The organism is Endozoicomonas sp. ALC020, assembly GCF_049275935.1.
Lineage (GTDB): Bacteria > Pseudomonadota > Gammaproteobacteria > Pseudomonadales > Endozoicomonadaceae > Endozoicomonas_A.
Genome location: NZ_CP184830.1, coordinates 3699515 through 3720547 on the forward strand (window position 1 = coordinate 3699515; position 21033 = coordinate 3720547).

General features: G+C 43.8%; 23 protein-coding genes. 15 read left to right on the forward strand and 8 right to left on the reverse strand.

Going from position 1 to position 21033, the window contains the following annotated elements; translation table 11 throughout:
- Positions 1–11 precede the first annotated feature (11 nt).
- On the forward strand, positions 12–458 hold the full coding sequence (locus tag ACOJUO_RS13615; protein ID WP_422137235.1) for a DUF29 domain-containing protein: 447 nt from the start codon (positions 12–14) through the stop codon (positions 456–458).
- A gap of 60 nt (positions 459–518) precedes the next feature.
- On the opposite strand, the gene ACOJUO_RS13620 is transcribed toward ACOJUO_RS13615, so the two are convergent.
- The gene (locus ACOJUO_RS13620; protein ID WP_422137236.1) at positions 519–806 is read right to left on the reverse strand and encodes a type II toxin-antitoxin system ParD family antitoxin; all 288 of its coding nucleotides are present in this window, start codon (positions 804–806) and stop codon (positions 519–521) included.
- Positions 807–815: 9 nt separating this feature from the next.
- A complete protein-coding gene (locus ACOJUO_RS13625; protein WP_422137237.1) occupies positions 816–1043 on the reverse strand; it encodes a hypothetical protein in 228 nt (75 codons plus the stop codon).
- A gap of 265 nt (positions 1044–1308) precedes the next feature.
- Between ACOJUO_RS13625 and ACOJUO_RS13630 the strand changes: the two genes are divergently transcribed.
- From ACOJUO_RS13630 to ACOJUO_RS13650, 5 genes are all read left to right on the forward strand, one after another.
- A complete protein-coding gene (locus tag ACOJUO_RS13630) occupies positions 1309–1551 on the forward strand; it encodes a hypothetical protein (protein ID WP_422132553.1) in 243 nt (80 codons plus the stop codon).
- A gap of 42 nt (positions 1552–1593) precedes the next feature.
- The gene (locus ACOJUO_RS13635) at positions 1594–2082 is read left to right on the forward strand and encodes a pilin (protein WP_422137238.1); all 489 of its coding nucleotides are present in this window, start codon (positions 1594–1596) and stop codon (positions 2080–2082) included.
- A gap of 1647 nt (positions 2083–3729) precedes the next feature.
- Positions 3730–4056: a type II toxin-antitoxin system HicB family antitoxin gene (locus tag ACOJUO_RS13640; protein ID WP_422137239.1), complete on the forward strand. Its 327-nt coding sequence runs from the start codon at positions 3730–3732 to the stop codon at positions 4054–4056.
- A gap of 266 nt (positions 4057–4322) precedes the next feature.
- Positions 4323–4601 (forward strand): hypothetical protein, encoded by a 279-nt coding sequence (locus tag ACOJUO_RS13645; protein WP_422137240.1) that lies wholly within the window; start codon positions 4323–4325, stop codon positions 4599–4601.
- On the forward strand, positions 4598–4870 hold the full coding sequence (locus tag ACOJUO_RS13650; protein WP_422132557.1) for a CopG family antitoxin: 273 nt from the start codon (positions 4598–4600) through the stop codon (positions 4868–4870). The genes ACOJUO_RS13645 and ACOJUO_RS13650 overlap by 4 nt, the downstream gene beginning before the upstream one ends.
- A gap of 216 nt (positions 4871–5086) precedes the next feature.
- Here ACOJUO_RS13650 and ACOJUO_RS13655 read toward each other — a convergent pair whose 3' ends face one another.
- Together ACOJUO_RS13655 and ACOJUO_RS13660 are read right to left on the reverse strand one after the other, a co-directional pair.
- Positions 5087–5506 carry a type II toxin-antitoxin system VapC family toxin gene (locus ACOJUO_RS13655; RefSeq protein WP_422137241.1) on the reverse strand — a complete coding sequence of 140 codons (420 nt, stop codon included), beginning with the start codon at positions 5504–5506 and terminating at the stop codon, positions 5087–5089.
- Complete coding sequence (locus tag ACOJUO_RS13660) at positions 5493–5726, reverse strand: FitA-like ribbon-helix-helix domain-containing protein (RefSeq protein ID WP_422132560.1); 234 nt, start codon at positions 5724–5726, stop codon at positions 5493–5495. The genes ACOJUO_RS13655 and ACOJUO_RS13660 overlap by 14 nt, the downstream gene beginning before the upstream one ends.
- Positions 5727–6264: 538 nt before the next feature.
- Here ACOJUO_RS13660 and ACOJUO_RS13665 point away from each other — a divergent pair.
- Positions 6265–6519, forward strand: coding sequence for a type II toxin-antitoxin system Phd/YefM family antitoxin (locus ACOJUO_RS13665; protein WP_422137242.1), 255 nt, complete (start codon positions 6265–6267; stop codon positions 6517–6519).
- Positions 6516–6941, forward strand: a complete 426-nt coding sequence (locus ACOJUO_RS13670; RefSeq protein WP_422137243.1) for a type II toxin-antitoxin system VapC family toxin — start codon at positions 6516–6518, stop codon at positions 6939–6941. The genes ACOJUO_RS13665 and ACOJUO_RS13670 overlap by 4 nt, the downstream gene beginning before the upstream one ends.
- A gap of 143 nt (positions 6942–7084) precedes the next feature.
- Here ACOJUO_RS13670 and ACOJUO_RS13675 read toward each other — a convergent pair whose 3' ends face one another.
- Complete coding sequence (locus ACOJUO_RS13675) at positions 7085–8941, reverse strand: hypothetical protein (protein ID WP_422137244.1); 1857 nt, start codon at positions 8939–8941, stop codon at positions 7085–7087.
- Between the two features lie 473 nt (positions 8942–9414).
- Here ACOJUO_RS13675 and ACOJUO_RS13680 point away from each other — a divergent pair, with 473 nt between their 5' ends.
- The 5 genes from ACOJUO_RS13680 to ACOJUO_RS13700 all read left to right on the forward strand — a co-directional run bounded on the left by ACOJUO_RS13680 (position 9415) and on the right by ACOJUO_RS13700 (position 14762).
- The gene (locus ACOJUO_RS13680) at positions 9415–10437 is read left to right on the forward strand and encodes a hypothetical protein (RefSeq protein WP_422137245.1); all 1023 of its coding nucleotides are present in this window, start codon (positions 9415–9417) and stop codon (positions 10435–10437) included.
- A 308-nt stretch (positions 10438–10745) separates the two neighbouring features.
- Positions 10746–11816 carry an extracellular solute-binding protein gene (locus ACOJUO_RS13685; protein ID WP_422132563.1) on the forward strand — a complete coding sequence of 357 codons (1071 nt, stop codon included), beginning with the start codon at positions 10746–10748 and terminating at the stop codon, positions 11814–11816.
- 87 nt (positions 11817–11903) lie between these two features.
- Complete coding sequence (locus tag ACOJUO_RS13690; RefSeq protein ID WP_422137246.1) at positions 11904–13022, forward strand: ABC transporter ATP-binding protein; 1119 nt, start codon at positions 11904–11906, stop codon at positions 13020–13022.
- Positions 13023–13024: 2 nt separating this feature from the next.
- On the forward strand, positions 13025–13888 hold the full coding sequence (locus ACOJUO_RS13695) for an ABC transporter permease (protein WP_422137247.1): 864 nt from the start codon (positions 13025–13027) through the stop codon (positions 13886–13888).
- A 10-nt stretch (positions 13889–13898) separates the two neighbouring features.
- Entirely contained in the window at positions 13899–14762 is an 864-nt protein-coding gene (locus ACOJUO_RS13700; RefSeq protein ID WP_422132566.1) for an ABC transporter permease, read from the forward strand.
- Between the two features lie 732 nt (positions 14763–15494).
- On the opposite strand, the gene ACOJUO_RS13705 is transcribed toward ACOJUO_RS13700, so the two are convergent.
- Positions 15495–16478, reverse strand: coding sequence for a transposase (locus ACOJUO_RS13705; RefSeq protein WP_422132568.1), 984 nt, complete (start codon positions 16476–16478; stop codon positions 15495–15497).
- 422 nt (positions 16479–16900) lie between these two features.
- On the opposite strand from ACOJUO_RS13705, the gene ACOJUO_RS13710 reads away from it, so the two are divergent.
- Positions 16901–18172 (forward strand): O-antigen ligase family protein, encoded by a 1272-nt coding sequence (locus ACOJUO_RS13710; RefSeq protein WP_422132569.1) that lies wholly within the window; start codon positions 16901–16903, stop codon positions 18170–18172.
- On the opposite strand, the gene ACOJUO_RS13715 is transcribed toward ACOJUO_RS13710, so the two are convergent.
- Positions 18165–18605, reverse strand: a complete 441-nt coding sequence (locus ACOJUO_RS13715; protein ID WP_422132570.1) for a hypothetical protein — start codon at positions 18603–18605, stop codon at positions 18165–18167. The genes ACOJUO_RS13710 and ACOJUO_RS13715 overlap by 8 nt on opposite strands.
- Before the next feature lie 140 nt (positions 18606–18745).
- On the opposite strand from ACOJUO_RS13715, the gene ACOJUO_RS13720 reads away from it, so the two are divergent.
- The gene (locus tag ACOJUO_RS13720; protein WP_422132571.1) at positions 18746–19219 is read left to right on the forward strand and encodes a pilin; all 474 of its coding nucleotides are present in this window, start codon (positions 18746–18748) and stop codon (positions 19217–19219) included.
- Between the two features lie 103 nt (positions 19220–19322).
- On the opposite strand, the gene ACOJUO_RS13725 is transcribed toward ACOJUO_RS13720, so the two are convergent.
- On the reverse strand, positions 19323–21005 hold the full coding sequence (locus tag ACOJUO_RS13725) for a helix-hairpin-helix domain-containing protein (protein WP_422137248.1): 1683 nt from the start codon (positions 21003–21005) through the stop codon (positions 19323–19325).
- Positions 21006–21033: the final 28 nt, after the last annotated feature.

Sequence of the window (21033 nt, forward strand, 5' to 3'; positions counted from 1 at the left end):
AGGGATATCTGATGGGCGAGCCACTTTACGACTCTGACTTTTACGGATGGGTCAATCAACAGCTTGATTTGCTCAGGTCCGGGAATTTGGATGAAGCCGATATCAAGAATATTGCACTGGAAATAGAAGCTATGGGGAAAAACCTGCATCGAGAGCTAGTCAGTCGTTTGAAGATTCTCTTGATGCATTTGCTGAAGTGGCAATATCAGCCGGGTCTGCAATCGAATAGCTGGCGGTATACGATTATAGGCCAAAGGGCAGAACTCTCGGATCACATTAACGATAACCCCAGCCTTAAACCCAGAATCCCGGCAGCCATGGAAAGAGCCTACCGGTATGCACTGATTGAGGCGACCAAAGAGACAGGGTTGACTATTGAGACGTTTCCTTCGACTTGTCCCTGGACTTACGACCAAGCTATGAGTGCTGATTTCTGGCCAGTAGACTTTCTACAATAGCCTCCCTTTTAATAGGATTTGGGGGGGAATGATCGACAATCAGCATTTAAGCGACTTCGATCAGTCCCATGATGAATCTGGTAATGAGTCGTTAGAACGAGCCATTCTGACATCTTCAGCAAAACTCTCTGCCTCATCCCCCAGTCTTGGTTGGTAGTCTGCATGTCCACTTTCTTCGCCATCTATCAAGAGCTGCCGGAGGGTTTCCAGCTTTTTGTTCTGGTTTTCAAGCAGCCGCAACGCAGTCCTGATGACTTCATTGGCTGAGCTATAACGACCACTATCGACTTGTCTGGAGATAAAGTTGTCGAAGTGTTCTCCAAGGGTAATACAGGTATTTTTTGACATCTTATTGGCTCAGTGCACTATGGCATGTGAAAGTAATTTATCACCGACGTGCATCTCTTCTCGTAATGAGGCAATACTACGTTCTGTATCAAGTTTGACTTGCAGGATGCTTTCCTGAAGCACCAGAATATCTTCTTTGGTGGCGAGGTTTTGAGGGAGCTCTCTACTGACGAACTCCAAGGCTATATCTTCGTTCATACCCATTCTTTTGAGTTCTTTAAACAGGGCATTTTGCACAGCTGGGCTCCTTGTTGGCCTTAAACTGATAGTGGGAGGAACTATAGTTGAAACCCTTCTTTTTGCCAGAATCCTGTGTGGCTCAGGGGCTGTCTTTTGTCAGGCAACTAAACGTCAGAAACCGTGTTTTTTGTCAAGCTGAAAAAGTTGGCCAAAACAACACAAATACACCAGAAAAAGGTTGCTTTTTTCTTTCTGGAATATATCGTAATGCTCTAAGGATGTTCCCTTATCTGTGTGCGGTCTCTGCAGTTGGATAAGGTTGATGTACCACTTTCGCACAGGGTCTCAGGACAGAAAGTTTTGCATCAAAAAGCTCTCAGCGAGCAGTCAGGAAGACATTACAGCCATGAGTGGTTATTTTTTCATCGTATTCTGCCCATCAGACAATGGACTGGATGAAAGAGTATTTATGGAAGCGTCACTGTCGGGTGCAGTGGGTAGACTGAGCAAGCCAGGGTGGCCGTGTGTCGTTTTTGGCGGGTGCTTGCGGCCTGTGGTGGCTTAATAATGAATAATAAAATTGTATGTCCTCAGGGGGCTAAGAATAATGAAAAAACAACAAAGTGGTTTTACGCTGATTGAATTGATGATCGTTGTGGCGATTATTGGGATTTTGGCGGCTGTGGCTATTCCGCAGTATCAGAATTATGTTGCACGTAGCCAAATGTCAAGTGCCTTATCGACTGTAGCAGCTGTTAAGGTTGAAGTCGAAGATATGCTGCTAAGAGGAACTCAGCCAAGTATTACAGCTCCTGTTCCTGAAGTTTTAAATCCAGATGGTACAGTCGCAACCGCTGCTGTTGCTGGTACTACAAATATGACTGTAAATGGAAGTGAGAGTTCTGTAGGTACATACATTGCGACTTTCCAGGCATCTGGAGCAGGTAGTCTGGTATTCACAATGGCTAATGCTGCTACAGCACTTAATGGAGCTACACTAACGTTGTCTCGTGATGCCCAAGGGGCTTGGACATGTGCGACAGCTGCTGGCGCTGCTGCTAGCTGGCAGCCGGCTTTTGCACCTTCAGGTTGTTAAGGAAAACACAATAATCTGGGACACCCACATTTATATATGGGTGTCCGTCCTAAGAGAAATAATCTGAGAGAATAATCTGGGAAGTAATCTGGGACACCCACATTTATATGTGGGTTTCTCTGGATTAGATCATTTATAAAGACACCCACATTTATGAGGGTACCAGAGTAATCTAGGACACCTAGTAATCTGGGACACCCACATTAGTAATCTGGGACACCCACATTTATTTGATAGTAATCTGGGACACCCACATTTATTTGTGGGTTTCTAGAACCGAGCAAAAGTAATCTAGGACACCCACATTTATGGGGATAATCTGAACAATAATCTGGGACACCAAAATAATAAACTGGGACACCCACATTTATTTGTGGGTTTCTATGTAATCTGGGAGTAATTCAGGACACCCACACTTAAGAATAAACTGGGACACCCACATTTATTTGTGGGTTTCTAGAACCGAGCAATGAACTGGGACACCCACATTTATCTCCCGAGTAATCTAGGGAATAATCTGGGACACCCACATTTATATGTGGGTTTCTCTTGGTAATCTGGGACACCCATATTTATCTCTAGGAAGTAATTCAGGACACCCACACTTATATGTGGGTAGTAATCTGGGAAGGAGAGCGAGTAATCTAGGACACCCACATTTGTAACAATAAACTAGGACACCAGTAATCTAAGACACCCACAATAATCTTAGACACCCACATTTATATAAACACGATAATCTGGGACACCCATATTTATCTCTAGAAGAACCAATAATCTGGGAAGAAAAGTAATCTGGGACACCCACATTTATTGGATAATCTGGGACACCCATATTTATTTGTGGGTTTCTCATAATTAATCATTAGGTAAACCCCCGGCTATGCCGGGGAGACTCGCATAGGTTATACCGAGGCTTCGGTAGCTAACCTCAAGGGTTCCGCCAAGAACCAAGGTAATCTGGGACACCCATATTTATCTCTAGTATATATGGGTGTCCTTGAATCCCCTTGAATCCCCCATCCTTGAATCCCCCAGAAAGTCGAACTATTGAATCACTATTGCCTGCTTTCTTTGATGACAAAAGGCACACATTCGCTATACTTCTCTGATGAAACGCTTTAACTGGAACCCTCAGAAGAATCAGCAGCTGATCCGCGAACGGGATCAGTCTTTCGAGGAAGTCATTTTCCACATAGAGAACGAGTAATCTAAGACACCCACAAAATTTCTGACTCGTAGCCGCACGCTGTTTGGAAATACATACCCCTCCCCTCAAAAGCCGAACTCACTAACTTGAGAAAAAATATGGGCACCCACGCCAGGACCCAAAGGGTCTATTCATGTCTATGGAGTGTTTAACAGTTTGAATATAGTATCAATAATGCTACTATCCTTGTATGACTAATATCACTGAAATTCTCAGTCAGATGAGAAGTAATCCCAAAGGCGTGAGGTTCAGAGACCTTTGCAAAGTCTGTGAATCATACTTTGGTGCACCAAGGCAGTCAGGATCAAGTCATAAGGTGTATAAAACACCTTGGGTTGGTGACCCAAGAGTGGATATTCAAAATAACAAGGGCAAAGCTAAACCTTACCAGGTAAGGCAGGTGTTACAGGCGATCGAACGCATAGAGGGTGATAAAAATGGATAGGAAAATTGATCGTTATACATACCGGGTAACCTGGTCTGAAGAGGATCAGGAATATGTTGGCTTATGTGCTGAATTTCCTGGCTTGAGCTGGCTTGAAGAAACGCAAGTAGGTGCTTTATCAGGAATCCAGAATTTAGTTCTGGAAACCGTAGATGAAATGAAAAATGCAAATGAAGAGATACCGCAACCTTTTTCAACCAGAGACTATAGCGGGAAAGTATTGTTAAGAATTACTCCAGAAACGCATCGTTTGTTAGTTATTCAGGCAGCCGAATCAGGTGTAAGCTTGAATCGTTATATAGCCAGTAGATTGCACTGAGTAAAAAAATAAACTGGGAGAGTAATTTAGGACACCCATATTCATATATGGGTGTCCTTGAATACCCATTGAATCCCCCTGAAAGTCGAACTATTGAATCTCTGTTGCCTGCTTTATTTGATGACAAAGGTAATCTAAGACACCCACATTTATATATGGGTGTCCTTGAATCTCCCATCCTTGAATCCCCCAGAAAGCCGAACTATTGAATCACTATTGCCTGCTTTATTTGATGACAAAAGGCACACATTCGCTATACTTCTCTGATGAAACGCTTTAACTGGAACCCTCAGAAGAATCAGCAGCTGATCCGCGAACGGGATCAGTCTTTCGAGGAAGTCATTTTCCACATAGAGAATGGTGGCCTGCTGGATGACATCGTCCATCCAAATCCGCAAGCCTATCCGCATCAGCGGATCTTTGTGGTGAATGTACAGGGTTACGTCTGGCTGGTGCCCTACGTGGAAAGTGAGCAGGAGATCTTTTTGAAAACACTGATTCCCAGCCGCAAATTTACCCGTGACTATTTGGGAGATCGAACATGAAAAAAACAAGATTGGATAACGAGGAGCAAACGTTGCTCAATGCCCTTGAACAGGGTGAGTATGAGTCTGTGATGACCCCTGAGCGCAAGACGACGCTGGAAGCCATGGCCAGTGAGACGTTTAAAAAGGATAAGCGTATTAATATCCGCATTTCCCAACATGACCTGATGGCGATTAAGTCACGGGCCCAGCGGGAAGGGATTCCATACCAGACACTGGTGTCCAGTATTATTCATAAGTATTTGTCAGGGGCTTTGCGGGATGTCTGACAAGAAACCAATAAATGAGACATCCACAGATAATCTGGGACACCCATATTTATCTCTAACCAAATTAATCAAAGACACCCATATTTATATACGGGTGTCTTTGAATCGAAGAAAGACAAGAAATGCGACGCCTACCAAGTTTCCTCAAGGGAGAAATAGGTAACCCACAATATTTCTGGCAATGACTGCTATGCCTCATCGACATAATCTCTTTGTTCAATCCAGAAATGGATTGAGCAAATTAACTCCTGTATCCACAAAATTCCGGGTGTTTCTTGTGACTACTGTCAGGCCATAAACAAGGGCTGTTGCTGCAATTTGTTTGTCAATTGCGTTTTCATGGCGGGGTACTCTGAGTTTTCCCCAAATCTGTGCTTCGGTGCTACCAAAGTCAAGAATATGATCTCGATAATCATCTACCAGATGATTTAGCCATAGCTCTAACTGCTTTGCCTGAATAGAGTCATTTCGATGACGGATTTTTTCAACGCCTCTACGGAGCTCACCTATGGAGACAACACTAAGGTAGAGCTTTAATGATTTTTTTTGTGCTGTGTTGAAAAAAAGCTGAACGCCCTGATTTGCACTGTTTCTTTTTCTTAATTCACTGATGACATTGGTATCAATTAAATACATCACGATCACCGTTATCATTGATACGTTCGAAGTCCGTATCTGAGCCGACATCTGGAATGTTTTTCAGTGCTTCAGTGAAGCTTTTTTTCTTGGGACGAAGGAGAGCTGCTTCCAGAATTCTTCGATGCTCGGCTTCTGCACTTCTTCCGTGTTTTCCTGCCCGAGCTTTGAGGGCATCAACTATTTCCTCATCAATATTGCGCACTATCAGGTTAGCCATGAGAGTCATCCAGATGTATTCAATTCGTAAATGATAGCATTGATATCAGAGATGGACGATAATAAAGGTAAAAAATTAATCAAGAACGAGCAATCTAGGACACCCATAAACTTCTCCCACGAAATTTGAGGACATCCAAATTTATATGGGTGTTCTTGATTCCCTTGAATCCGTCATATATGGGTGTCTTTGAATCCGATGTCTCTTTGAATCCGGTGTCTTTGAATCCGGTGAGAAAAGCGACAGAGGGGAAGGGTTGGAAGGAATTCGGGAACATCCACATTAATATGGGTGTCCTTGAATCATTGTGCTTATATGGGTGTCCTTGAATCATTAATATGGGTGTCTTTGAATCATTGTGCTTGAATGAATCCGTTTCTTCTTAACTTCCTCCGACGTACTCTGCATAAAGTTAGATATTCTCGGCAATTGCAGCTCCAGCCTGTCTATAGAGTTGATGGCGTAGATGCCGAGGTTGACATAAATGACTAGTCAGACTAGTTTTTATTGAGAGTTTGTGATGATTCAGGAGGTTAAAGTGGAAAATCAATGGCAGTTACAAGAGGCGAAAAGCAAGTTTAGTCATATTGTGGACCGGGCTCGTCAGTTCGGTCCACAATTTGTGACCCGACACGGGCATAAAGCGGCTGTTGTTCTCTCATTTGAAGACTATCAAAAGATGTGTGCACCAGAGAATAGTCTGAGTGACTTTCTCAAAACATCTCCTTTTTCGGATTCTAATGTTGAAGCGTTTGACAGAAGTAAAGAAACCCCGAGGGATATAGATCTGTGAAGTATTTACTGGATACCTGTGTGTTGTCAGAAGCATTCAAAAAAAGTCCTGATCAGCATGTAATTGAATGGATGGATGGTTGCGAGGAAAACAAGCTTTATTTGAGTGTTTTGACTTTGGGAGAAATAGAAAAAGGGATAGGAAAGTGCCACGATCCGATAAGGCAGGATAAATTGCGGACCTGGCTTGAGTTTGATCTTATGGAGCGCTTCAAGCATAGAATATTACCTGTAGATTCAGGGGTGGCAATGGCTTGGGGGCGAATTCACTCTGAATCTGAAAAGAAGGGTGCCCCCATGCCTGTTATTGATGGGCTTATAGCTGTCACTGGCTTAGTCCATGACTGTACTGTAGTTACTCGAAATACAAACGATATGCGTATGAGCCAGGCAAAGCTATATAACCCATGGGTAGATAAGTAAATTGGGATATGAATCCGGGGGCAAGAAACAAGACACCCACAAAATTTCTGACTTAAAGGTTTTGCCACAGCCTCAGAGCCTGGGAACGAGTTGAAGAAATAAGCGTGTTTCTGAGTTTTCCTTATGCAAGGGCGGGTGCCAGTTCATGGAATAGGATAAGTGTCCCGATCCACATCAAAAGGCTTGCGTTTTCGATGTATTCTTTTGTGATTCAAGAGTTTTTTTGAATTTTTGAAGACCTTCCTGCACGGCTGCGGTTGGCCGTCATGTCCGATCACGGCTACGTCACAGATTTGTTGCCCGGCGTGGTATTTGGTTTTGTGATCCGACAGGGCTTTAGCATTATTGCAGACCTTCGCGCATGGTCGCGGCTGGCCATTATCTTCGATTATGGTTTTATCACAGATTTTTTGCCCGCTGTGATCTCTTCTTTTGTGATTCGACAAGGCATCAGGGTTCTTGCAGACTTTCCCGCAATGCCGTTTCTGACCATCTTCCCCAACCATGTTTACTTTACAGGTTTGTAGCCCGCAGTGCTCTCTTCTTATGTGATACGACAGAGTTGGAACATTTCTGCAGATTGTCCCGCACTGCCGCAGCTGGCCATCATCCCCGATCACGTTTTTCATACAGGTTTGTTGCCTGCTGTGGTAGCTGCCTTTGTGATTCGACAGGGCTATAGCATTCTGGCAGACCATCCCGCACGGCACTGGCTGGCCGTTTTCTCCAGCCACCGATACGTTACAGGTTTTTTGCCCGCTGTGGCATTTGCTTTTGTGTTCCGTCAGGGCTATAGCATTCTTGCAGACCTTCCCGCATGGCCGCTGATTTCCGTCCTCCCCGATATAGGTTATGGAACAGGTTTTCTGACCAGTGTGGTATCGACTTTTATGCACCGTCAAAGATCGAGCATTGCTGCAGATTTTTCCACATGGCTGCGGCTGGCCACCTTTCCCGATTATGGTTACAGCACAGGTTTTTTGCCCGCTGTGGACAATGCTTTTGTGATTTTCCAGGCCTCTGGCATTCTGGAAGACCTTTCCGCATGGCTGCGACTGTTTATCCTCTGTAATCACCATCAAATCACAGGTCTTTTGGCCGCTATGAAATCTGCTTTTATGAGAATTTAGTGCTCGTTTATTCTTGTAGACCTTTCCGCATTGTCGCAGCTGGCCATCCTTCCCGAACACTATCACGTTGCAGGTTGCTTGTCTGGAAGGGCCGGTTGTATCAGCCCGATGGGGGCATGATATTTGTCCGGGTCTTGCTTCTTTGTGGTCTGTTGAACTTTCTCTAGAATCTGGGGCTGCGTTGTAGGACGCATCGGAAGATTGTCGGAATTGACAAACGTCACTGCAGGGAAAAATGAAACAATTTAGACCCAAAGTGTGCGAGTGTTGTTGAGGGAATCCGTTATTCTCGCCAGAGTCAGAATACAGTAGATTGATGAAATAGTCTTTAGGGTAGCTGTCGGTACGTAGGCCCTGCTGGCCGGATGATTCTGATGGTCGGCCTTGTTGTTCGTGTTCAGAGCCAGGCATCGTAGCGGTTATCGCAAGCAGGTGACTTTGACTCGTTTCATGTTGTTCAATCGGGTTAAACAGCAATGAATCCGGGTTCCAATTGCTTTTTAAAAGCAAGCCGACGGTTATAAATGCTTCTACAGGTATCCATAAATAAGGCTTTAAACGTAGAGAGATATCTCTGCTGGTCAGGAACAGTTCGTAGATAACCAGCAGGTTTGTGGTGTAAAGCCATTGCCAGGAAATCGAGTCAACGAGGGTCCTTTTTACCCTGTAACTGCCAGGTTTGTGTCGTTTGTTATCAGGCGGTAAATCCGCTTCTGCGCAGCCATTTATGTCGGCAATGTCAGGCAGGCTGCCCGACAATGTGCCTTGGTCAATCTTTATAGAAAAGTTCTGGTTTGGAAAATCTACATTCTGTTCAAGTTCGATAATAAAACGCCTTGTTAGCGGTTTCGCTTGACAGATGACAGACAACGACAGTAACAGCAGTGTTGCAAAGAGTGAGTGTTTAATAATTCTACCCTTGCCTTCTGGTTTACAGATAAGAAGGATAGATTAGTGTGAGAGAGACCCATAAAATTTTTTACTTGTTCCCAAAGAAATCAGGGCATCCAAAAAATTTCCGACTTGTACTTGCAACCTGTTTAGAAACACATCACCCCCCTCGAAAGCCGAGCTTCGTAACTTGAGATAACGTATGGACTCCCACGTTGGGACCCAGAGGGTTTAAAAGCAAGGGGGCCAGAGTTCTACGTCAGTCTGTGGAGTCTGGAAACAAGGTGTCAATGTGTAAAACCGTCCTGCCCTTATTGAAAGACAGAAACTTTGTTAGTTGCACTTAACAGCTTGCTATGAACTTTTGTGCTAAAAACGCCTCTAAGTTATTAGGAGTAATTTTGTAAGCTCTTGCTAATCGAGGAAAAATACTTATCAGGGAGATAACCGACATGGATGGCATAAATAAAAATTCCGACACAGTTTTTTCAGACTCACCACCACCCAAGCGCGCCCGAAGAGGGAAATTACCCACTGGTTTCATTATGGGTAAAGAAGTTACTGTATATAATGAAAGTTCTCCGCATTGTCTCAATTTGCCCTCAGCACCCTATGCAGGGCAATCAATCGAACTACAGGAAAAGTCACCGTTTTTTCAAAGTACTTCAGATGAGACTGCCTGTGCTTTTTCAAGGCCTGTTTCACTTTATAGTGAGGGAGATAGTAGACTGTTATCCGATGTTTTAAGAGAACTGGGTGTCGACAAAAAATATATGCCTGACAGGGTTCTTGCAAAAAAAAGCGACACATTTTCATTAGCATTAGAATTGAGTTTAGGTGAACTGGAAGAAGAAACGATAAGCAGCGTAACGTCTTTAGTTCTTCAAAAAAACTTCGATCTGAAAAGCTATTCAGAATCTACTATTTTTTCACCTGATGATCAGGATGGATATAAGAACTACCTCAATAATGACCCAAAGCATGATTACGTGTTTTTTCATAAGCTTAAAGTTTCGGATGATAGCGAAGAGGAAAGTATTCATGATTTTGTTATTGTTAGGGGAGCTGAAAAATTTCACTTACTACAGTCAGTTTCTGGAGCATTCACTCTTGAACAATGGATTACTGGTGACTCTTCAATGATAAACAATCAAGCAAAAGAATTTAAAGAAGATTGTGATTTGAGTTTATTTCAGTGCGAAAAAAAATCTTCCCCTTCATCCGCTAAAAAAATGAAAAGAATCTACAAGGAATTTGAAAAAATAAAATCGTCATTCGGTAGAGTTATAAAAACATCAAATAATAAAGCCTGTTCTAAATCTATATTTGGCCAGAAGTTTGTGCCTACATTGTTTTCAGCTTTAAAAAATTCGGATGACCGACCATATTTTAGAATGTTCTCATCTTCAAGAAGATATTTGGGAGTTAAAAAAGAAGATAAGATTACTCTTGAAGTCTATAGGGGGAAAATATAAAGAGAAACTGAGGGAATTTGGATGCTCACAAAATGTCTTGATGATTTTGCTGCGCTGTGTTAAAGATTAACTAGAAAACAGCCTTTGCAGCCCGGTGCTCCTCACTTATTTCAATAAAGAGTTTGCGTCGTCTGTTTTAACGCGCCTGATGGCGTGCCCTCTTTTATCCGAGGTAAACTGTTTTCTAAGTTGGAATAATTAAATAGCAGGAAAATATCTTTATTGACCTTCTTGTCAATTGGTGAAATATTTCTGTAACAAGATTGCATAACAATAACGAACAACAACAAACCTCTTAGGGGCGCTCCATGTCGAAACCGATAAAAGGTCTGCTGGTGCTGACCATATCCACTGCTGTCATGTTCTCTGTCGATGCACAGGCGGAAGAACTAAGGCTTTTGACCTGGGGAGGCTACGCACCCCAGGAAGTCATTGATCAGTTTGAACAGGAAACCGGTATTGCCGTTAAGGTTACCAAATCCAATAACGAAGATATGATTTCCAAGCTCCGCGCTACTCGCGGCGCAGGCTATGATCTGGTTCAGCCAAGTCAGGATCGTATTACCGGTGCTCAAAAAGAATATCGAATTTATAAGCCTATTGATCTCAGTAAACTCGATGCCGGTCAGTTTATTCCTTCCATGTTGTCTGCTACCAAAGCCAACACCACGATTAACGGTGATGTGTATGGTGTTCCTCATATCTGGGGTACCAGCGGTCTGATTGTCGATACTGCAGGTAGCAAAAGCAGCTACAGCTTTAATGACCTCTGCTCTGATGATTATAAGGGCAAAGTCTCCTATCGACTGAAGCGTCCAACCCTTATTGGTTTCGCTTTTGCTATGGGTGAAGACCCATTCGCAGCCTACGACGATCAGAAGAAGTACACTGAAATTCTCAGCAAAGTTGAGCAGAAGCTCATCAACTGTAAAGCCAATGTTAAAGCTTACTGGGAAGGCGGTGATGCTTTGCTTAACCTGCTGCGCAGTGGCGAAGTCACATTGGCTATGGGTTGGGATGCCGGCGGTTGGAAGCTGCATAAGGAAACGACTAGCATCAACTTCGTACCACCAGAGTCTGGAGCACTCGGCTGGATTGATACTTTCGCCCTTCCCGCTAAAGGCAAGAATGACGAAGCTGCTTATAAATGGATCAACTTTGTAATGCAGCCCGAAATTGCTGCCAAAATTACCGAAGCTGCGGGTAATTTTACTGCATCCGCCGGTGCTGAAGAGTTTGTTAACGATCAGCTCAGCAACAGCTACAAGATCAGCTATAACCAGAGCAGTCTCGATAATATCAAGTGGTATCCGCCAGTGCCTGCAGGTCTTGAAATCATCGAAGGGAAAACTCTGGATCGTATCAAAGCCGCACAATAGTCACTTATAGCTGTATCCGTCAGCCCTGTTTTTTTAATGTGAGATTTATATGACAGAGGCTGGTGGTTTTCCAGGATGTACAACCCGATGACTTTAGATCTCGAATGCCGCAATGTTTTCAAACACTTTGGCAGTTTTCAGGCAGTAGAAGACATTTCTCTTGAAATTACTGCTGGCTCCTTTTTCTCCATACTTGGCCCCTCTGGCTGTGGCAAAACCACGCTGCTGAGAATGCTTGCCGGTTTTTCTGAACCAGATCAGGGAGAAATTCTGATAAAAGGGAAGAATATGGCTGGTATCCCACCTAATAAGCGCCCGGTAAATATGGTATTTCAGCACCTGGCTCTTTTTCCCATGATGAATATTGGGGAAAACATTGCTTACGGGCTTAAGCGCAATAAGGTACCAAAGCTGCAGAGGGATAAAAAAGTTGCCGATGTTCTGGAACGTATTGGCTTGCCGGGTATTGAAAAAAAATCAGTCAATCAACTTTCTGGTGGTCAGAAACAGCGGGTGGCTATTGCACGATGCCTTGTGCTAGAACCGGATGTTCTCTTACTGGACGAGCCTCTTGGCGCTCTTGACCTGAAGCTTCGGGAACAAATGAAGGTTGAATTAAAAAAACTACAAAAGGCGTTTGGTACAACCTTTATTTATATAACCCATGATCAATCTGAAGCGATGGTTATGTCAGACCAGGTAGCCGTCATGAATCATGGCCGTTTAGAACAGGTGGGCTCTCCTCAGTCGCTTTACTATGAGCCAGAAACGTCATTTGTCGCTGGTTTTGTTGGTAATAATAATCGGGTGGATGGAATCGTTGAGTCTATTGCTGGTGAAACAGCAATAATTCGATCTAACGCGGGCCAGCAATTTAAAACTGCGTTTCCAAAAGTAGAACTGAACTCCGGAGACTCTGTTGATTTGTTTATACGTCCGGAAGCTATCCGTATCCGAAGAGATCAGAATGTAACTTCTGAAAACCATATTAATGGTCGGGTAGAAAATATTCTTTTTGATGGCGGTAATAGCCAGATATTGGTGAAAGATATTGATTCATCCCAGCAGTTGAGTGTTTCGTTGCCGCAGACTCGAGAGTTTCATGATCTGGTGGCTGGAGACGCTGTTTCACTGTCCTGGGATATACGACAGAACAATATTTTTTTGTCAAATAAGAAACTATCAAACAACAAGAGGGGGCCGTGACCATGACCGGCAGAAAACTCTCTTTTTATCTACTGTTAATGCCTCTCTTGCTGACGCTGGTATTGTTGATTCTGTTACCACAGCTGGATATGCTGGTCATTTCTTTGAGGGAGCGAGTCAGTTACGGTGTTTATGAGTTCAGCCTGCTTCATTATCAGGAGTTTTTTACAGAGCCGCTCTATTGGAATACATTTTTGCGAACTGCTGTGATGTCCATTCTTGCTACTGGCCTGACATTACTGATCTCTTTCCCGGTTTCTTGGTATATCGCTAAAATTGCTCAGGGTAAAAACAAGAACCTGATGTTTCTTGCCTGTCTGATTCCATTCTGGGTCAGTGAGCTAGTGCGAACCTACGGCTGGATGATTTTGCTGCGGGAGAGCGGTGTTGTCAGTGGCTTACTGCAATGGGTTGGGCTGGCGGATGCGCCGGTAGAGATGCTGTACAACGACATCACTGTTATGACCGGCCTCGTATATGCTTCCACGCTCTTTATGGTGGTGCCTTTGGTCAGCACTCTGGAAGGAATGGATGATAGCCTTGTAGAAGCAGCTTATGATCTGGGCGGTAGCCACTTCACTGTGCTTCGCACAATCATTATCCCATATGCTGTACCAGGTATCGTATCCGGGTGCATCGTCGTCTTTATGCTGACCCTTGGCAATTATCTGACACCGACACTTTTGGGTGGTAAAGACAGTCTCTGGTTTACCGAGCAGATTTTTACCCAGTTTATTACTCGCTTTAACTGGGAACAGGGAGCAGCCTTTGGGGTTTTATTGCTTTGTCTGTCGTCGCTGATTGTCTGGCTTGGCCTGAAGCTCAGCAAACAATCGTTCAAACAGGCATTAGCCAGTGAAACCTGAGAAATAGATCATGATACAAAGTATTCCCCAAAGCAGAGCATTTCAGAAAACTTACACGGTTTATGTATGTTTGTTCTTTTTGTTTCTTTTGGCTCCGCTTGTCACGGTTGCCGTATTCTCAATGAACGACAGTGTATTTCCTTCCCTGCCCTGGGAAGGGTTTTCTCTGGACTGGTATTTTGCTAGTAACAAAGAGCGACTTGGTTTATTTCATGACGGTGTGATAAAGGAGAGTATTATCACCAGCTTAATGATCGCACTGTTTGTTGCTATTCTGTCAGTTACTTTAGCTATTACCAATGCACTGTTGTTTGAGCGTTATGATTTCCGGGGAAAACAGTTTCTCTACAGCTTGATGTTGCTACCACTGGTGGTTCCAGGTGTCATTCTCGGGATTTCCATTCTTTCTTTCAGCAGCGGCATCGCCAATACGATAGAAGACAGTTATGGGCTTGATCTGGAGTTTTTAAGGCCTGGTCTGCCACTTGTTGTGCTTGGGCAATTCGCCTTTATCAGTACTATGGCAACACTAGTCATTTCGGCACGACTAAGAAAGCTGGATAGTGAAATGGAAGAAGCTGCTTTAAACCTTGGTGCAAGCCGTCTTGAGGTATTTATAACTATTACACTGCCCTGGTTAAAGCCAGCAGTGATGGGCTCAGCGGTTGTGGCCTTTCTGATGTCTTTCGAGAATTTTAATACCACTTTAATTCTTGCAGGCAGTGATTCCCCTTTAACGATTACATTGTTTGATCGTATGAGGGAAGGTTCAACACCTGTGCTCAATGCGGTTTCGACGCTGTTGATGGTGGGGTCTGGTGTACTTGCTCTCGTTAGTATTTTTGTTCAAAGAACGGAAACTAGAGAGAAATAGAAGGAAAATTAGATAAAAGGAAAATAAGGAAAATAGGATAAGGAAAATAGAAAGGAAAATAGAAAGGAAAATAGAAAGGAAAATAGAAAGGAAAATAGAAAGGAAAATAGAAAGGAAAATAGAAAGGAAAATAGAAAGGAAAATAGAAAGGAAAATAGAAAGGAAAATAGAAAGGAAAATAGAAAGGAAAATAGAAAGGAAAATAGAAAGGAAAATAGAAAGGAAAATAGAAAGGAAAATAGAAAGGAAAATAGAAAGGAAAATAGAAAGGAAAATAGAAAGGAAAATAGAAAGGAAAATAGAAAGGAAAATAGAAAGGAAAATAGAAAGGAAAATAGAAAGGAAAATAGAAAGGAAAATAGGAAGAAAGGAAAATAGGACACCCATAGAAAAAGAAGGAAAATAAGACATCCATTAGAGAAGAAGGAAAATAGGAAACCCATTAGGACGAGAAATTAGGACACCCACATAAGGAAGGAAAATAGAAGGAAAGAAAATAGGACACCCATAGAAAAAGAAGGAAAATAGAAAAATAAGACACCCATAAAATTTCTTGACCAGAAGCCAATACATAGCCCGTCACGCATAAAAAATACCTGATCGGATCAAACTTGGGATGACCCTAAACTCGATAAAACAAGGAAATACAACTTATTAGGTTTATAAAATATGCAGAATCCCATCTCACCAAATCTATTCGGTAAGAATGTGGCGTATAAGGCAAAAGATGAATCAACCAGGCTGAAATAACTGGCCACAACAATATAACCCCTGAAGCCAACGTTGACCTGTACTGATCGCATATGCCTTCATGGCCTTCAGTCGTCCGACTGCACGATAAAATCGATTGTTTCTGCTCATGGTTTTTAGCCATTCGTCACCATCTATTTCTAGTCTTGCCAAGATAGGAGGTGAGCTTTCCGCTATAGAACCTTTCTTATCTTTTCTGACCGCTCTTCCACTCCAGTCTACCAGCTCCAGATAATCATGAAGAATGTATGGCAATGTTTTATTCGGGTCTTGCTCCTGGTTCTGAAAAGGCTTCAACATGAACGGCTGCCTGCTATCTGTTGCTTCGGTAGTTTTTTCAATGCGTTTTTGGATAGAGGTATAGTCGGATTGCTCTGGTGTTGAGGCAAGTTTTGCCCTGATAGGGTTAAGGTCAACATAAGCCATACAGGTCAGTAAAGCGGCTTCATCCAGTAACGCCTGACTTTTAAAACGTCCTTCCCAGAATCGGCCCTTACAACCATCTTCCCTGTTGGCTTCACGGGCAAGATGTTCGTTCAAGCAACGCATAAACCAGCTGATACTTTTCAAACGGCTACGATACTCAGCCACATATTCATCGATACGGCTGAGCTCCGAGCAGCTGAGCTTTGCATTGCTCAAATGGCGTTGGATCAATAATGGACCTGTGAAAAGGGTAGTCCATCGCCGCAGTATTTCATCTCGATTCCACTTATCAGACTCATTGATGTTGATGTGTAGTACCAGGTGAAAGTGATTAGACATCACAGCATAAGCACAGACTTCGATAGCAAAGACAGAGGTCAATGTACGCAGACGGTCGACCACCCACTGCCTGCGATGCTCAAAACTATTCCCGGTCAGATGATCCTCACCACACAAGTAAGCCCTGCGGACGCACCGAGACACACAGTGGTAATAGGGTGTCGAACCTGAATCAATCAGGTTGCTGCGGGCTTGAGTCATGAGATCTCCTATTGCTATGGTGGGTAAAAATCGTAAACATGAGAAAAATAGCTTAACCAGTCGATTGGTCAAATATATGGATATCCTTTTTGTTTTCTTCTCTCTTTGGATGTCCTTTTTGTTCTGTCAAATATATGGGTGTCCTTTTTGTTCTCTCTCTTTGTTCTCTTCTCTTTTTAAAATTACCGAGGCTACTCTTGTCCGGCTCATAGCCGATATACGATGATTATGTCCACATAAATTCAGTGCTCATGCTCACGTTCATTCATCAGTCTCACCATAAAAGCGCAGTGTTTCTTTTAATGACGCTGACACTACTGGCAATGTGGTCGGCTCTTCTAATCTGGGATTTCGGACTGTCCAGCTACAACTTCAGGCGAGTTGTTCAAGTTGTTTTTCTTTCTGTTGCCTCTGGGTTGTTTATGGTTTGCTATCAGTCCCTGAATGGCTTTGCTTATTTGCCCGTTCTGGCCAGAGTCTTGATCTTCCTTGGCTTAGGGTTTGGATCATGCTCGGCATTAATGAGTGAGTATCCGTTAAAAGGCATTCAGGAGGTTGGGCTCTATGGTTTACTGATGATGAGCACTTTACTCCTGGCCAAAAGTATTGATGAGAGAAAGCTGGCAGGCATTATCAGTGTTATTGGCATGGCTTTAGGGCTTTACGGTTTTGGCTACCTGTTTCACTATGCTGTTTATTTACAATATCCGCCTGAGTCCTGGATGCACACGATTTATGGATTTACTAACCCCAGGATTTTGAATCATGCGCAGAACTGGCTGATTCCACTTTTGGCTTTACTGCCCCTTTTGTCGAAAAGCAAGGGGTCACTGGTTCAGAGGCTAAGCTGGATTCCCTTGATGATTATGTATTTTTTCATTTTTTTATCACAGAGCCGAGGCATCCTTCTGTCTTTGGTTATGAGTGGAATAGCTATTTACTTTTGTTTCCAGAAAGTAATAACACCCATTATTCGAGTTCATACAAAAGCATTGATGCTTGGGTTGATCGCTTATACGGTTTTTATTTGGTTCATTCCTTATTTATTGGGGCATGGAGTCAAGGGATTCAGACCACTCTCAGCGGCATTGAAAACCTATGATCGTGTTGAGCTTTGGATCACTGCCTGGCAACTGGCATTAGATAATCCCCTGTTTGGGGTGGGGCCTCAGCATTTTATTCTTTCATCAGACAATGGACTGGGATCGCCCCATAATATTGTTTTGCAATGGCTTTCTGAGTGGGGGACGCTGGCTACATTGTGCTTTGTTATCGTCATGCTTTGGGGTGGCGTTTCTTACCTGATGCGGCTGAAAAAAAGGTTAGAGAGAGGATCATTGTCGGGGCAGCAAACCTATATCCAGATATCGGCCTTTTGGGCTATTCTGAGTGCGGTGCTTCATGCCCAGATCAGTGGTGTATTTATCACGCCTGTGAGTCAGATGATGATGTTGCTGGTAGTAGGCTATTGTCTGTATGCTCACGATAAGGACAGAGTGAAGGTCATTGCTGAAGTTAAGGATTACGAACTGAGTGTTTCAAAGCTGTTGGCTTCAATGCTTATCTTGTTGTCTATTACCTTCTTTAGCATTTTCTACGTTGAGTTTATTCAGGGAACCTACCCAGTTTCAATTCCCTTTGAATCCATGGCCCCACGTTTCTGGCAGAATGGAGCCTTTCACCTTGTTAATTAATATGGATTTCTCTGGCTACCAGTTGAGGATTCAGTAGGCCCTGGTAGGAAAAATACTCCTGAGTCCGCCCTTTCTGATAACTGACTTCGTAGAGCATGAAGAAAGGAAATCCACCTTCCCGGGTCATTTGTCTGAAATCTGCGTGCCAGCCAACAAAGGTGTGATTCTGATATTCTCCCAGTTCACTGCCTAATAAGGGTCTGAAATTGTCTTTTCCCACGCCTGTGGTTTTGAGTGTGTGGTACCCCGATTGAATGATCAGCATCAGCTCTGAGTCTTGCCCCTGCTCAAAATAACGATCCACTTCACCTTGGTAGACATGTTGAAGACTAACAGCGCCGGTGATCGCAGTGGTTGTCAGTATCAGCACAACAGTAATGACCCGGGCAACAAGAGAGAGTCTTTTATTGGCGAAAAGGGTGAGATTTTTCATGGCAGCTGCCCCTGAAGAAAAGCCTGTATAAGGCTTATCGGGCCACATCTGAAAATCACGAGAAATCAGCGGTTTTAAAAACGAAAGGTAAGTCCTAAAGCTCTGGTCATGAGCGCCGACATCTTGCTAGAGACTGACCTGTGGGGCCCAGTGTATTGGCGGAGGGCAGCTATTCAATGACCGAGGATAACGAGATGAAAACATGGATGTCCAGGATGCTGGGTTTCACGCTGATAGAGCTGATGATCGTAGTGGCGATCATTGGTATTCTGGCGGCTGTGGCGATTCCCCAGTACCAGAATTACACCCGTAATGCGACGGTAAACGCTGCATTGAGTGAAGCCAGCCAGTATAAGACGGCTGTAGGTATTTGTGCTCAAACCAACCCTATCACTGATTGTGATGATGGATCAAATGGTATTCCCGCTGCAAGAAACACAATAGACGATGTCGTGGATGGGGTTATCACAATTACTCCAGGTGGGGCTTTTGCTTCACAGACTTTAACGTACACTCCTGATGCAACAGGCACTGTATGGACTCTTACATGTAATGGTGGTGGTACATTGTGCAGCAATGATTCTTTAACTACTACACCAGATTACTCGCCCTAGAACTTTACTGACGTAGTTTCTTCGAAGGCTGGATTTAATTCCGGCCTTTTTTCTGTTTGGTAAATCTATGAGGGTGACCTGAGATTGAAGGCCAGAAGAAGAATCAGGGCTGTCTGAACCATTCAATAGAGTCCCTGATGCTTGGAGTATTCAAATAGCTTTTAGCCCTCTGAGCCTGCTTAACGGACATCAAAACCACAGCCGCCATTTCCTCTGGCGTGGCATCAAGAATTTTGTCCCAGCTTTTAAAATGGCTTGCCAGCTTTCTGGAGCGAGTTTCTCCCAGCTGTGGAATGCTCAGGGCTCTTATCTGGGACTTTAGAGAAACCCTATGAAGTGTATTGAGTACTGATAGCAGTTGTTTCGATGAATGCTCATTCAAGCCAGCCTGTTTCAGGTCAGACTCAGACACTTTGAAACTATCTGGAAAGCGGTCAATGGCCTTATTTGCCATCAGCTTTTTTATCAGTGGCTCGTGCAAAAAGGGAATATCCAGACTTATCCCCAGCCATTTCAATCTTTCAGTAAACTGTTCTTCACAGCCCGGCTTTAACTCAAGGCAGGAGAAGGCATTGTATCTTTTCGGGTCTGGAAACATTGGTCGGGTGCGATGCTCCGGCCTCAGAACAACCTGATCAAAAACCGGTGTAGCAGCGCCTTTCAGTTGCACAGAAATCTGGTCACCAATAGCGATATCCTTCTCAGACAGGTTTTTGATGCTGCCCAGTGATACCTGCCGAACAGTTTCTCCTCCGATCGCTATCGGTTCCAGCTGAAGTACCGGGGTGATCTGGCCGGTACGTCCCACTCTGAAATCAACGCCTTTAACTGTGGTTATGGCACTGTCGGAAGGGAATTTCCAGGCAATGGCCCAGGCTGGATTCTGGCTCTCCCAGCCCAGTTTTTTACGAAGCTCGAGGTTATCCAGTTTCAGAACAATACCGTCCATAAGGAAGGGCTCCATACCGCTGCGTTTATTATAGGTATCACGGATTTTTTCTATCTCTTTCAGAGTATTACCCCGTTGGGTATGCTCGGCAGGTAGCTCAAAACCATAGCCATACAGGGTATTGATCACCGTCTTGTCGCTATCAAAAGGGCTGTTGACCCAGCGCCATGGGAAGAATTCGATACTGCCCAGTGACGAAACATCCAGTTCTTTGCGACTGATATGGCCGGAGACATAATGACGGGCACTGCTATAAACGGAATTTTTGACGGTCTCATTCAGGCGGGCAAAGAGTTCTCCGTGCAGGACAATATCGTTATATTCCGTAATCAGCGCTTTCGGGATTATGGGCATGTGTTTGACGGCATCAAGAATATTCTGCCCTCTGTCGCCTGTGCCCCGGGTAGAAGCGGCGACCAGTTTGCCGTTCTGATAAACCAGCTCAACCGCAACACCGTCAATCTTGGGTTGAACCAGAATGATTTCCTTACCGGCTTGTTTGAGAAATTTTTTGATATCATCAATGTCCCGGGCTTTTTTCAAGCTACCCATAAAGGCGCGATGGTCAACGTCTCCCTCGATATTCTCCTCAGCAACAGGAGGAAGTGTCAGTTCCGGAAAACACTTTATCAGAGATTGCAGTTGCGCTTTCAGCGCATCGTATTCATGGTCGGTGAGCACGGGAGAGTGTTTGTTGTAGTAAAGGTCATCGTTATGTCTGATCTCTTTTTGCAGAGCAACGATCTGCTTTTCAGCCTGCTCTGAGGTCCAGCTTGGACAGGCGCTCCATACAGTGATTGGAATGAGTAGGAGAAAAAGCGAAAAAAGGTGTTTCATGATCAGTTTTCCGGGGAGGGGGACGTCT